This is a genomic window from Thermosynechococcus sp. Uc (assembly GCF_029335995.1).
Classification (GTDB): Bacteria; Cyanobacteriota; Cyanobacteriia; order Thermosynechococcales; family Thermosynechococcaceae; genus Thermosynechococcus.
Genome location: NZ_JARJMS020000038.1, coordinates 1 through 13,692, shown reverse-complemented (window position 1 = coordinate 13,692; position 13,692 = coordinate 1). Strand labels below are relative to the sequence as shown.

Below are 13,692 nucleotides of genomic sequence, written 5' to 3'. Positions count from 1 at the left end.
CGTATGGGCTGGAAATGTGTGGCTTGAAAAGATTGCTATAAACTGGGACACTGGGCTATTGCTAGAATATACCAATTCACAGATGCAACAGGCAACCTGAGCACGCTCAAAACAGCAACGCCCAATCCAGACCGCCCTTTATATCATCGTCAAGTGCTCTTGGAACTGGTCAAAGAAGGTGGCGGGGTGATGAGCAGCAATTTGGCCTACCGATGGTGGACAATCGCTTTCGAGACAGCAGGGGAATTGTAAGCTTTGTCCCTTGAGGCTGGCGGTTGTCGTGGTGCGGCAAGTTTGCGCTGTGGTTTGAAAAATCTGCCGGTCAAGCGCAAATTAAAGCGGTGATCACCACTCTCCAGCAGAAACAGACCTCTTCTAAAATGTGAGTACAACGTGAAGGCTCTGTGCCAAATTAAAGAAGTTGTTTTGCATTCCTAACGCTATGAGTGAACCGACGCCCAATGATTTGACTCCCCAATTCGGTTGGTCCCGCTATGCAGAGCTGATCAATGGCCGCTTTGCCATGATTGGTTTTGCTGCCCTGTTGCTGCTGGAGTGGGTCACTGGCCAAGACTTCTTTACGTGGGTGGGCTGGCGGTAGGTTATGACGGCAACCCTGCGCTTAGAGGGAGTCACGCGGCGATTTGCCCCAGGCGTGGAAATTGGTCCATTGTCCTTGACGGTGCCCGCAGGGGAGTTTTGGGTCATTGTCGGGCCTTCCGGTTGTGGTAAATCTACCCTATTGCGGCTCATTGCCGGTTTGGAGCAACCCACCAGTGGCAACATTTACATTGGGGAGACTTGTGTCAATGGCCTCAGTGGGCGCGATCGCGATGTAGCAATGGTTTTTCAAAACTATGCCCTCTACCCTCACATGACTGTGGCTGAAAACCTTAGCTTTGGCCTGAAAATGCGCGGTGTTGATTCGGCAACACGGCAACAACGGGTGCTCCAAGTGGCAAAGCTACTGGGGATTGAGTCCCTGCTTCAGCGCAAGCCGCGACAACTCTCTGGCGGTCAGCAGCAGCGGGTAGCCCTCGGAAGAGCTTTAGCGCGATCGCCCCAAGTGTTTTTGCTTGATGAACCTCTCTCCAACCTCGATGCCCAATTGCGGGAGCAAACTCGTGCCGAATTGAAACAATTACATCAACAACTGGGGATTACTACCCTCTACGTCACCCACGATCAAGTGGAGGCCATGACCCTTGGCGATCGCATTGTGGTGCTAGATCGCGGTCAAATCCAGCAGATTGGCACCCCTGCCGACCTCTACGAAAGACCCGCAAATACCATGGTGGCGCGCTTTTTGGGTACCCCGCCAATGAACTTACTGGCTGCTCACTGGCATGACAGCCGCCTTTGGATAGCGCAGCAGCCCCTGAGTTGCCCCGATAACCTACATTGGTCACTGAAAACCGAACAGTCGCTGATGGTGGGAATTCGGCCAGAGCACTTGCAAATTGGCGAGACCGGTTTAAGAGCGATCGCCACCCTCGTTGAACCCCTTGGTCGCGAAGCCATTGTCCGCTGTCGCCTGATGAATAGTTCCCAAGAACTACTGTGGCTAACTCCGAGTCAGCACATCCCTCAGATCGGCGACTCCCTCCACTTGCAGGTCAGCCATCTCTATCTTTTTGAGCCCACGACCGGGGCGGCTCTCAATTGTGAGCCCTGCTGAAAATTCAGCGGAACCCTTACCCAAGATTGGAGGGTTCGCTTAGAATACAACTAGGATTCTGTAAAATTTCGTAACTTATGCGGCCAGCCCGTCCATGACTTCGGTAACTTCTCTTTTCTCACCTGTCGAAGCCGATCTCTGTGTCCTGACGGAGAATCTGAAGGCACTGATTGGAGCACAACACGCCGTACTCTCTGCTGCCGCCGAACATCTCTTTACCGCCAGTGGCAAGCGTATTCGACCCGCCATTGTCTTTTTGGTTTCACGAGCCACGCTTCCCGATCAAGGGATTACCCCTCGACACTGCCGCTTGGCAGAAATTACGGAAATGATTCACACCGCTAGTCTCTTTCATGATGATGTCGTTGATCAGGCTCAACTGCGGCGCGGTGTTCCTACAGTCAACAGTGTCTTTGGCAATCGGGTGGCCATTCAAGCTGGCGATTTTCTTTTTGCCCAGGCCTCTTGGTACTTAGCGGATCTAGATAATCTCCAAGTGGTGAAGCTGCTCTCTCAAGTGATCAAAGACTTTGCTGAAGGGGAAATTCGCCAAGGTTTTAACCGCTTTGACACCAGCATTACCCTAGATGACTATTTATTAAAAACCTACTACAAGACAGCCTCCCTGATTGCCAATAGTGCCAAAGCGGCAGCGGTTCTCAGTGAAGCCCCGCCAGAGACCATTGAGGCCATGTACACCTATGGCAAAAATCTTGGCTTGGCTTTTCAAATCGTAGATGACATCCTCGACTTTACCCGTTCAACCGCAGAATTAGGCAAACCCGCCGGTTCAGACCTGCGGGATGGCAACTTAACAGCACCCGTTCTCTTTGCCCTACCTAAAGCTCCCTACCTACACACCCTCATCGAGCGCGAGTTTAGCGAAGAGGGAGATTTAGAAACCGCCCTCAACCTTGTGCGCCAAAGCGGGGCAATTGAAGAGGCGCGTAACTTAGCCAAGGAATATGCCCAGGCGGCTCTACCTGCCCTTGAGGTACTCCCCCCTTCAGAACCGCGTCAAGCCCTCAGCCAGTTGACAGATTATGTCCTTGAGCGACTGTATTGAGCGGCAAGGCAAAGAAATTCCGATGCACAGCGCATAAATCTGCGGCAGTAAACGAAAACCAAAACACAGAAACAGCCCTGAGATGCAGATCAATAGGTACAGGTGCGGGAGGAGGAGAGAATCCCCTACACTAAACACAGGGGAATATCCACCCGGCGAGCCCATGACTTGTTTTTGGTGGGGGAGTGAATTGTGGCACGAGGCGTTAACCAGCGTAAACCAGTGAGTTCTACTGTGGGTCGTCGGAGCAATCCAAAACTAACGCCCAAAAGGACTATCCAGCGATCGCGCCCTTCGCCTTGGCGTACCCTTGGTTGGATTGCCGCCTTTGGCACTGTGTCCTTGGTCTCGGCCTTTGCGGGCATGACCTTTGTTTTGGTATCACCATTTCAGGGAATAAGTCAGCGGGGACAAGGGAATCCCTCTTGGCTGGAAATGATAACGCGGGGGTTGCAGTATGGCATGGGTCGGCCAGTGAACCTCCTAGTGCTGGGGGTAGATAAGGTCTTGGATGCACCCGCAGGATCTCCTAAACGCTTTCGTGGTCGCACCGACACCCTCCTACTGGCGCGGTTTAACCCTGAAAATGGCACGATAACCGTTCTAAGTATTCCCCGTGACACCCGCGTTGAGATTCCCGGCTATGGCATCAACAAAATTAATGCCGCCAACGTTTATGGGGATGTGGATTTAACGGTGCGGGTGGTTAGTAAAACTTTGAATTACACCCCCGTGGATCGCTACATCCGCATTGATACGGCAGCCTTTCGGGAATTAGTAGATCTAGTGGGGGGGGTCGAAGTCAATGTTCCCAAGCGCATGGTTTATACCGATCACACTCAAAAACTCTACATTGATCTTCAACCGGGGCTGCAAACTCTGAATGGAGAACAAGCGGAGGGGTTTGTTCGCTTTCGTTACGATGAATTGGGGGATATTGGCCGCGCCCAACGGCAGCAGATGTTGATCAAGGCTTTGCAAAGGAAACTGGCCAACCCCGTCATGCTGACCCAGTTGCCGAAAATCTACAGCGCCCTGCAAAAATATGTGGATACAGATTTAACTTTTGCCGAATTAATGGCGATCGCTCAATTTAGTCTGCGCATTGAACCAGACAACCTACGTTTGATCTTGCTCCCTGGCCGTTTTAGTGGCGATGGCTATGAAGTGAGCTACTGGCTGCCTGACTATGAACGGATTGATCGGGTGGTGGCAGAACATTTTAGTGATCGCCCCTCGAAACTGGTCAACTCCACTTGGAGCGGAAGCGGCACGTTACGTATTGCCCTACAAAATGCTTCCGGTAGCAGCGACGCTGCCCAAGATATGGCTGACTTTCTCGCCCACCACGGCTACACAAATGTGATTATCAGTAACGAGTGGTATCAGCAAACCCCTGAAACAGAAATCGTTGCCCAGCAAGGGGATGTAGGAGCTGCCCAAACAATCCGCTCCGTTCTGGGCATAGGGCGAGTGTCAGCCAACTCGACGGGCGTCCTGTCTTCAGATATTACGATTCGGATTGGTCGCGACTGGGCAGCCGTCCTGCATTAGGTCAAGGTTGCGGGCAGTTTCTTCTTCACAGCCTCGGGTTCAAGAATGCGGTCAATAATGCCGTATTCCTTGGCCATTTGTGGCGTCATGTAGAGCAATCGATCCATATCACGGGTGATGCGCTCAGGGGATTGACCCGTGTTTTGCGCCAAAATCTCCACCATCATAGCTTTATTTGCTAGGACTTCGCGGGCACGAATTTGAATATCGGTGGCCTGCCCTTGGGCATAGCTTTTGGTTTGGTGCAAGACAATTGTGGCGTGGGGTAAACTGGCGCGGCACCCTTTGGTACCAGCCGAGAGCAACATAGCTGCCATGCCCATGGCTTGACCAATGCAGATCGTATGTACGGGGGGCTTAATGTAGCGCATGGTGTCGCAGATAGCAAAGGCTTCGGTTTCAAAGCCAATGGGTTCGCCATCGTAGCGGGAAGTACCCGTTGAGTTGATGTAAATGCGGATGGGTTTTTCAGGGTCGTCGTATTGCAAATAGAGCAGTTCGGCAATGATCAGCTCGGTGACTGCTGGCACCAAAGGCATACCTAAATAGACAATCCGCTCCTTTAATAGGAGTGAAGGGAGGTCTGGAGGTGGGGTGCGATAGTAGGCATCACCATAGTAGGCCGCTTGGGCAGCAGTAATGGGCAACCGCATAGGACGCTCAGCAAATGACAGTCTATCTGTACTCTAGCAAGGAATTGCCTTCAGGATCGGTGGAAAGCACCCCCTATAATCAAAGCAGCAATTAACTTCTTTGTCCATGAATTCTCTGCTCAGTTCACGGCTTACCTCCTCAATAGTGGCAGTTGCCATCCTCTTACTGGTACTTTTTTTGAATGCGGTGGTGATTATTAATCCCGGCCAAGCAGGGGTATTGAGTATTTTGGGCAAGGCTCAGGATACCCCCCTCCTCGAAGGCATTCACTGGAAACCCCCGTTTATTGCCAATGTGGATGTCTATGACGTAACCGTACAGAAGTTTGAAGTGCCAGCGGAAAGTGCCACCAAAGATTTGCAGGACATTACCGCCAGTTTTGCCATTAACTTTCGCCTAGACCCCATGGCCATTGTGGATGTGCGCCGCACCCAAGGGACGCTGGAAAATATTGTGGCCAAAATCATTGCCCCCCAAACCCAAGAGGCCTTCAAAATTGCCGCTGCCCGTCGCACAGCGGAGGAGGCAATTACCAAACGGGATGAATTGAAGGAAGATTTTGATCACGCCCTTGGCGATCGTCTAGCCAAGTATCACATTCTCGTCCTGGATACCAGTGTTGTTAACCTTGACTTTTCGGAAGAATTCTCCAAAGCTGTTGAGGATAAACAAATTGCTGAGCAGCGGGCACAGCGAGCTGTGTATATTGCCCAAGAAGCAGCTCAACAAGCCCAAGCAGAAATTAATCGTGCCCAAGGGAAAGCGGAAGCCCAGCGCCTGCTGGCTGAAACCCTCAACGTACCGGGGGGAGAGTTAGTCCTCCAAAAGGAAGCGATCGCAGCCTGGCGGGAAGGGGGTGCCCAAGTTCCGCAAGTGATTATACTCAACGGCAAAGAAGGGCTACCCCCTTTTTTGCTGAACTGGCGCACTGAAAAATAGGCAAGGGCGTCTTCGATCCACTGATCCACAGGAGCGATCGCCCAAATCCCCCTTAGAATTGAAAATAGTAATTTGTCCTTTTATTCTTTAGATTTCTCTTGATATTGATCCATGATCTCCACCCCTGTCACCCTTGCTGCCAATCAGCAAATTTTACCCTTGACCGCTGAGACCAATGCTCGTGGCCATCTCACCATTGGCGGGTGTGATGTGGTGGAGTTAGTGGCACAGTTTGGCTCTCCCCTTTACATTCTTGATGAATTTACCTTTCGCGCCGCTTGCCGTCAATACCAAAACACCCTTCAGCAGAGCTATGGCGGTGATTTCTTAGTGCTCTACGCCTCCAAAGCCTGGAACTGCTTGGCCACCTGTGCCCTTGCCCACAGTGAAGGCTTAGGGATTGATGTGGCGTCGGGGGGAGAACTCTACACTGCCTTGAGTGCCGGTGTCCCTGCTAGCCACATTTACTTCCACGGCAATAACAAATCTCCCCAAGAACTCCTCTATGCCCTTGAGGTCAATTGCACAATTGTTGCCGACAACTGGCTGGAGCTGGAACGTCTGGCTGCCTACACTGAGGAGCATGAGCGTTCGACGCCCCCGCGTGTGATGTTGCGGCTGACACCGGGGATTGAATGCCACACCCACGAATATATCCGAACAGGACATTTAGACAGTAAATTTGGCTTTGACCCGCAACAGTTCCCGGAGTTGCTTCAGTTTGCTAAAGCACATCCAGAACTGGACTGGGTGGGACTACACGCCCACATTGGCTCACAAATTTTTGAGGAGCAGCCCCATCTGGATTTATGTGATGTACTTGTGGACTGGCTGGCCCAGGCCCGTGAAGCAATGCTACCGATGCGAGAATTGAACGTGGGGGGCGGACTTGGCATTCGTTACGTAGAATCAGATAATCCGCCGGCGATCGCCCACTGGGCAAAGGCCATTAGTCAGCAACTGAGCCAAGCCTGTCAGCAACGCCATCTTCCCTTGCCTAAACTCCTCTGTGAGCCGGGGCGCTCCATCGTTGGGCCTGCGGCAGTTACCGCCTACACTGTGGGTAGCCGTAAGGTGATTCCTGAACTGCGCACCTATATTGCGGTGGATGGGGGAATGTCCGATAACCCGCGACCCATTACCTATCAAGCGCAGTACACCGCCCTGTGTGCCAATCGCATGACCACTGCGGCCACAGAAACCGTGCGAGTTGCCGGTAAGCACTGTGAATCGGGGGATATTCTGCTTCCCGAAGTCACTTTGCCGCCGCTACAAGCCAACGATATTCTGGTCGTTGCCAGTACGGGTGCCTACAATTACAGCATGGCCTCCAATTACAATCGGGTTCCCCGGCCAGCAGCGGTGGTTGTTTGTGAGGGTGAAGCCAACTTGATACTGCAACGGGAAACCTACGCTGATTTGGTGGCTCATGATGTCCTGCCCCTGCGATTGAGCACTCCTGCCCCCTAAGAGGTGACGAGAAAGATGGGATGATCGGCCTCCTAGGTAACTTATCGTGGCTGCTGCTGTCTGCGGAGACACTAACAAAAGTGCGAACCGTCGTGGATGTGGTTTTGGTCTTGGCTTTAACCTACGCTATTTTGCGGGTTGTGGCTGAGCGGCGAACCCTGTGGATGATACGGGGCTTTATCTTCCTCCTTTTGGCAACCTCCCTAAGCCGTGCCGTTGAACTGCAGTTTTTGAGTTTTGTTTTGCACAACTTAGTCATTGGTTCGGCAGTGGCCTTGGCAGTCATCCTGCAATCGGAAGTTCGCATTTTTCTGGAGCACTTGGGTCGGGGGCAGTTCTTGGGCTTGATGCAACCTGTGGCTGAGTCGAGTCTGACCAATGATGCTGTTGATCTGATTGTGACGGCAGTAAAAGGGCTATCTCAAGATCGCACAGGGGCACTCATTTTACTGGAGACCCATACAAAGCTCAGCCCCCAGGATTTTACCCATGCGGGAATCGCGCTCAATGCCCGTTTGTCACCAGAACTGATTACCTCAATTTTTCAGGTGACTTCACCCCTGCATGATGGGGCAATTTGGGTACGGGGGAGTGAAGTAATTGCAGCAAAGTTGATCTTGCCTCTTTCGGATCGCACAGGACCTTGGCAGTTGGGCACCCGTCATCGCGCTGCTTTGGGGATTACTGAGCGCATTGGCCACTGTGTCTGTGTGGTGGTTTCTGAGGAAACGGGGTCAATTTCTCTTGCCTTTAAGGGGGAGCTTCAACGTCCCCTCACAAGCAGTAAACTAGGGGAATTGTTACGACAGTATGTGCAGGATCAAGGGACGGGAACTTCACAACCCCGTCCACGTCAGCACAGCTCAAAATTCTGGAAAATAATATGGCCATTGCGTTAATTTTCTGTAAATGGATGTCTCCATGACCCTACAGCCCCATTCCTTGATTGAGTTACCTGCTGATTTGGATCGCGATCGCTTACCTCGCCATGTGGCGGTGATTATGGATGGCAATGGCCGCTGGGCGAAGCAACGCAATTTGCCGCGCGTTATGGGGCATCAACGGGGGGTGGACACCCTCAAGAATTTGCTGCGTTGTTGCAAAGATTGGGGCATTGAAGCACTGACCGCCTATGCCTTCTCTACGGAAAATTGGGGGCGCCCCCTGCCCGAAGTGGATTTTCTCATGACCCTCTTTGAGCGAGTCTTGCGGCGGGAGCTACCAGAAATGGTTGCCGAGGGCGTACAAATTCACTTTGTCGGCGACTTAGCGTGTTTGCCGAAATCCCTGCAAGCAGAAATTAAGCACGCCATGGCCGCCACAGCCAATAACCAAAAAATTAAATTTGTGGTGGCAACAAACTATGGTGGGCGACGGGAAATTATCCACGCTTGCCGTTCACTGGCAGCTCAGGTGAAAGCGGGACTCCTTGACCCTGCTGATATTGATGAAGTGCTCTTTGAGCAACATTTGTACACCGGCGGCCTACCGGATCCTGATTTGTTGATTCGTACCAGTGGTGAGATGCGCGTTAGTAACTTTTTGCTGTGGCAGGTGGCCTATTCAGAAATCTATGTCACCAAAACCCTCTGGCCAGATTTTGACCGAGCTGCTTTCCATGAGGCGCTACGGGATTACCAACAGCGGCAACGGCGCTTTGGCCGTGTCTAAAGGGAGCGGTTTCGGTGGACAATAGGAAAGCCTGCCGGGTACGTATTGGAGCGATACTGTGACCCCCCAATTGCGCATTTATGTCCCTCCCCATCCCCTGATTCAGCATTGGCTGACGGTGGCTCGCGATCGCACCACACCCACCCCTTTATTTCGGGTGGCAATGACGGAGTTGGGGCGGTGGTTGGCCTATGAAGCGGCACGGGAATGGCTGCCAACGGTGGAAACAGTGGTGGAAACTCCCCTTGCTCCCTGTGCAGCAATGGTGGTGAATCCCCAGGTGCCCATTGTGGTCATACCGATTCTGCGGGCAGGTTTGGCCTTGCTCGACGGTGCCCAAGGGGTCTTACCAACGGCAAAAACGTACCACCTAGGAATTGTGCGGGATGAGGTTACCCTTGAACCCAGTTGCTATCTCAATAAGCTGCCCCCTCAGTTTGACCCGCAAACCCGTGTCCTCATTAGTGAGCCGATGCTGGCGACGGGAGGTTCAATCATGACAGCAATGCAAGAATTGGTACAGCGGGGGGTTGACCCGGCCTTGGTGCGAATTATTTCCGTGGTCACTGCCCCCCCAGCGTTGCAGAAACTGGGTGCCCATTTCCCGGCAGTGCAAGTCTATGCGGCCACAATTGATGAGAGCTTGAATGAGCAGGGGTTTATTGTGCCTGGCTTAGGGGATGCGGGCGATCGCGCCTTTGGCACTGGGGAGGAAGCGTAGCCCATGATAACAGTGGTGACTGTACCGGCAACAACGGCCAATTTAGGACCTGGGTTTGATTGCCTTGGAGCGGCGCTGACCCTCACCAATACGTTTACATTTTCGTTGAGCGATCGCCCTCATGTGAAGGTGCGGGGCACCGAAGCAGCAGGTGTTAGCAATAGCTCCGATAATTTGGCCTATCGTGCCTACAATCGTCTCTATGAATATCTCGGACGGGAAGCCCCACCCGTGTATCTGGAAATTGATTTGGGGGTTCCCCTCGCGCGGGGTTTAGGCAGTTCAGCAACAGCAATCATTGGTGGATTGGTGGGAGCCAATCGGCTGGCGGGCTTTCCCCTCAGTCCTAGTGAGGTTCTGGAATTGGCCATTGAAATGGAAGGTCACCCCGATAATGTTGTGCCTGCCTTGCTGGGGGGCTGTCGTCTTGCCGTCCAAGAGGGGGCAGGGGGATGGCATTGGCTAGAGATTCCTTGGAATCAGGATGTGGTACCTATTGTGGCGATTCCGGACTTTGAGCTGGCCACGGAAACAGCGCGTCAAGTGCTGCCCACCCACTGCACCTACGGTGATGCGGTTTTTAATATCAGTCACCTTGGTGTTTTGCTGCGGGGTCTGGAAACGGGTCAACGGGAGTGGCTGCAACTGGCTTTGGGCGATCGCTTGCATCAACCCTACCGCCAAAGTTTGATCAAAGGCTACGGCGATCTCCACAGGGCAGCTCTTGGGGCGGGTGCCCATGGTTTGGTGATTAGTGGGGCAGGGCCAACCCTCCTAGCCCTTGGGGATCCCGTTACTGCTCCAGCCATTGCCGCAGCGCTGAGGGAGACTTGGGCAAGGTTTGACGTACAGGCACGGGTCGAGGTACTAGGGATTCAACGCCAAGGAACAACAGTGCGCGATCGCTAGGTCATCCATTAAATACTTCCCTGCTCCTAGGAGGTGATCTAATGAGTCAAGAACAGGATGCCCTGACAACGGAAGTGCTGCAACGTCTGCGCCACAGGGAGGGAACTTGGCAAGATTGGGGTGCAGGATGCCAGCAACTGCAAAAACAAGGACTATCCCCCCAAGCCATTTTTGAGGCTACGGGCATTGAACCGATTCACCAAAATCAATTGATCATTGCCTTGCAAGTGAGCCAGAGTTTGCGGGACGCTCCTGAATCTGTGCATGCCTATTTTCAAACGCGGGGCAGTGATCTGCTCTATGAGCTGCGAGTGTTGTCCGTGAGCGATCGCCTTGCAGTAGCGACGCTCATTGTTGAGAAACAATTGGATCTTAGTGCGGTTCATGAAGTGTGCCGTGCCCTTAAGGCGGTGAGCTATCAAAAAGATGACAGTGAAGGCTTTGGTGAGAGCGTAGGCGATCGCATTGGTCGCTACTACTGGCAACTGGCACGGCAGCAACGCGATTTGGCCCAGCGATCGCGCCTCATTGCCCAAGGCTTTCGCTTTGTCGAATCCGCCAGCGGTCGCCAAGCCCTCGAAAAACTGCTGACGGACTTTACTGTTGTCCCTGCGGCAAGCCAACCGCGCCTGCCCCTTTACCGCTTAGATTCCGCCGAAGACCTCTCCTCCTTTGTTCCTGTAGCAGGAACAGCCCCCCTTGCTGCCGAAGCGTTCAATCAAGTTCCCCAGTTAACCTCCACAGGCGCTTTTCAATTAGTTTCTGTTCCCCAACCCATGACCCTCGTTGCTCTCCCCAGTTGGCCAGTTCTCTTGAATGCCGTTGATCCTATCGCTGTGCTTTGGCCTGTGGCAGAGTTACCCACAGAATTACCCTCAACTCCTGAGGGATTGCCCATTGAACAGGTGCTCTTAATTGTTGATCGCGGTCTTCAAGCATGGGATCGCGATCGCTACCTGCTGATTGCTCCTGCCGCCAGCAATGCTGTCCAATTGGCTTGGTTTCCTGAAGCGCCTACAGTTCCGATTCTTGGCCAACTCCTGCTTGTTCTACGCCCCCCCCACGTCTTGGATGAGAGCATTAATAGGGAACTCTGGTTTTTTGAGGAATAATTCAATAGGCGAGATTGACCACAAGGCCTAAAGCGCCCACACTTCCCACCAAACTATAATCTCCTAAGGCTAGGCGCACAGGCTGCTGGGGTGCCTTTAGATTTACCACCACAAGGGTCTGATCCACGACTCTCGACCAAAGTTTAGCATCGGCAAAATTTGCCAAGGGCGGTGTATCCACAATTACTAGATCAAAGTAGTTTTTGAGGTGAGCCATGAATTGCTTGAGCGTATCTTGACTGAGGAGCCGCATGGGCTGATGCCGCAACTCCCCAGCGGTTAAAATGGTCAGACCTTGTCTGACCTGAGTCAGGCGATCCCAGTGGTGCTGGCAAATCAACCAATCGGCTAAACCCTGTTCGTTCGCCAGTCCCAAATAGCGGTGAAGCTGTGGTCGCCGCAAATCCCCATCAATGAGGAGAACCCGTTGATCCACACCTGCGGCAGCAAGGGCAAGATGGAGGGCAACGGTAGTGCGTCCATCAGCGGGTAGAGCTGAAATCACGGCTAACGAATGCTCCAAACCCACGGCCTGGAGGTTCGCAAACACATGGTGAAACGCCTCCTGAAATTTCACCGATTCCCCCACGGCGGGTAGGACTTGGGTCACCCACCACAGCCCTGAATTGCCCTTGACCACGCGCTCTAAGCGCAGATTGATTGGGGGGGGTGCCTTGGGAATTTTGCCAAGCAGCGGTAAGCCTAAAGCCTCTTCCACTTGGGCGGCACTGACAAACGTATTGGCGGCAACATCCGCAATATAAATGGCCAGAACACCCAAGACTAAGCTGGCGATCGCCCCTAGGATCAGCAGTTGCAGTCGCGGTACTGTGGGCTGTACAACTGGGTTCTCTAAATCCGTGAGCACTTGCCACGCAAAGTTATTTTGCGCCAGTTGCAGTTGCACCGCTTGTCGGGCTTGATTGAGCATCTCTAGGGAGAGATTCGCCGTCCGAATTCGATTCTCAAGGCGATCAATAGCGGGCAGGTTGCTACTCAGTTTCTGTAATTGTTGGGCAACTGCCGCTTGAGAAGCAGCCAGCTCGGCATCATAGCGCCGCTGATTTTCGTACTCAATCCACGCCGTAATGTAGTTAGTAATCAGCGTTTGTGAGACTGTTCCCTGAAAGCCTAGGGCAGTGGGATTGTCCACTGGATATCGCTCACCAATTACTTGGCGAGCGATCGCCTGCAATTGTTCCACTAAAACTCGCCGCTGTTCCTCTAGGGCTTGGATCACGGGTGTCCCTTCACGGAAAATAGCCAGATTCTTGGCAATTTCTTGATCCAGTTCTTGAATGCGTGCCAGTTGTTGTTGATAGGCGGGGGAGGCACTTAAATTCGCTGCCGCTAGAGCTTCGGCGGGTGTCATCTTCAGCTGTTCTTGGAACCCTTGAAAGCGACCGTAGGCCTCTACAGCCTTCAAGCGAGCAGCTTGGCGCAGGCTATGGATTTGGCGGTACTGTTCTGTCAAAAAACGCAGTTGTTCTGAGGGTTGCAGGCTTGCACCTTGCGGTTGACCGGCTTGGAGTTGCTGCTGTCGTTGGTTTTGTAGTTGGTCTAATTCGGTGAGGTGCTGCTTGATGTCTTTATCCAGTTGTTCTAGGGTGCGATTGAGCTGTTCTTGGCGATCCCGTTGACTGTAGTCAACAAATGCCTCTGCCACTGCTTTTAAGACGGCGGTTACAATTTGCGGCTGGCGATCGCGATAGGCTACTTCTATGACTTTTGTGGGTGCCGCCAGTTGCTCTGTGATTGAACTAACGACAGGTCGAATTTCTAGATGCTCCACCAATACCCGCGTGGTCAAATGGGGGTACTGCTGTTGTAGTTTCTGGGCAATGGGTGCCAGTACTTTATCACTTTCTAGAACTAAAATCTGTGATCCCAAATCCACTTGAGGGGGTGGAGGTAAGGC

Annotated in this window: 13 protein-coding genes; 11 read left to right on the top strand and 2 right to left on the bottom strand. The window is 52.8% G+C overall.

Annotated features, from left to right (window positions below):
- Positions 1-442: 442 nt before the first annotated feature.
- The 4 genes from P3X23_RS04445 (at position 443) to P3X23_RS04430 (ending at position 4,298) form a co-directional block, all read left to right on the top strand.
- Positions 443-601, top strand: coding sequence for a chlorophyll a/b-binding protein (locus tag P3X23_RS04445; RefSeq protein WP_300873531.1), 159 nt, complete (start codon positions 443-445; stop codon positions 599-601).
- 3 nt (positions 602-604) lie between these two features.
- Entirely contained in the window at positions 605-1,678 is a 1,074-nt protein-coding gene (locus tag P3X23_RS04440; protein WP_300873529.1) for an ABC transporter ATP-binding protein, read from the top strand.
- Between the two features lie 94 nt (positions 1,679-1,772).
- Complete coding sequence (sds, locus tag P3X23_RS04435; protein ID WP_300873527.1) at positions 1,773-2,744, top strand: solanesyl diphosphate synthase; 972 nt, start codon at positions 1,773-1,775, stop codon at positions 2,742-2,744.
- Positions 2,745-2,936: 192 nt separating this feature from the next.
- Entirely contained in the window at positions 2,937-4,298 is a 1,362-nt protein-coding gene (locus tag P3X23_RS04430) for an LCP family protein (protein ID WP_300873525.1), read from the top strand.
- On the opposite strand, the gene P3X23_RS04425 is transcribed toward P3X23_RS04430, so the two are convergent.
- A complete protein-coding gene (locus P3X23_RS04425) occupies positions 4,295-4,951 on the bottom strand; it encodes an ATP-dependent Clp protease proteolytic subunit (RefSeq protein WP_300873523.1) in 657 nt (218 codons plus the stop codon). The two genes, P3X23_RS04430 and P3X23_RS04425, sit on opposite strands and share 4 nt — an antisense overlap.
- A gap of 106 nt (positions 4,952-5,057) precedes the next feature.
- Here P3X23_RS04425 and P3X23_RS04420 point away from each other — a divergent pair, with 106 nt between their 5' ends.
- From P3X23_RS04420 to P3X23_RS04390, 7 genes are all read left to right on the top strand, one after another.
- Positions 5,058-5,891, top strand: a complete 834-nt coding sequence (locus P3X23_RS04420) for a prohibitin family protein (RefSeq protein ID WP_300873533.1) — start codon at positions 5,058-5,060, stop codon at positions 5,889-5,891.
- A 111-nt stretch (positions 5,892-6,002) separates the two neighbouring features.
- Complete coding sequence (lysA, locus tag P3X23_RS04415) at positions 6,003-7,361, top strand: diaminopimelate decarboxylase (protein WP_300873521.1); 1,359 nt, start codon at positions 6,003-6,005, stop codon at positions 7,359-7,361.
- Positions 7,362-7,381: 20 nt separating this feature from the next.
- Entirely contained in the window at positions 7,382-8,260 is an 879-nt protein-coding gene (gene cdaA / locus P3X23_RS04410) for a diadenylate cyclase CdaA (protein WP_300873519.1), read from the top strand.
- Between the two features lie 22 nt (positions 8,261-8,282).
- Positions 8,283-9,032, top strand: a complete 750-nt coding sequence (gene uppS, locus P3X23_RS04405; RefSeq protein WP_300873517.1) for a polyprenyl diphosphate synthase — start codon at positions 8,283-8,285, stop codon at positions 9,030-9,032.
- Positions 9,033-9,090: 58 nt separating this feature from the next.
- Positions 9,091-9,753, top strand: coding sequence for a uracil phosphoribosyltransferase (gene upp / locus P3X23_RS04400; RefSeq protein ID WP_300873515.1), 663 nt, complete (start codon positions 9,091-9,093; stop codon positions 9,751-9,753).
- Between the two features lie 3 nt (positions 9,754-9,756).
- Entirely contained in the window at positions 9,757-10,662 is a 906-nt protein-coding gene (gene thrB, locus P3X23_RS04395) for a homoserine kinase (RefSeq protein WP_300873513.1), read from the top strand.
- A gap of 41 nt (positions 10,663-10,703) precedes the next feature.
- On the top strand, positions 10,704-11,774 hold the full coding sequence (locus tag P3X23_RS04390) for a RuBisCO accumulation factor 1 (RefSeq protein WP_300873511.1): 1,071 nt from the start codon (positions 10,704-10,706) through the stop codon (positions 11,772-11,774).
- A gap of 1 nt (position 11,775) precedes the next feature.
- On the opposite strand, the gene P3X23_RS04385 is transcribed toward P3X23_RS04390, so the two are convergent.
- Positions 11,776-13,692 (bottom strand): polysaccharide biosynthesis tyrosine autokinase (locus P3X23_RS04385; protein WP_300873508.1); only part of this gene is annotated, 1,917 nt, incomplete at its 5' end.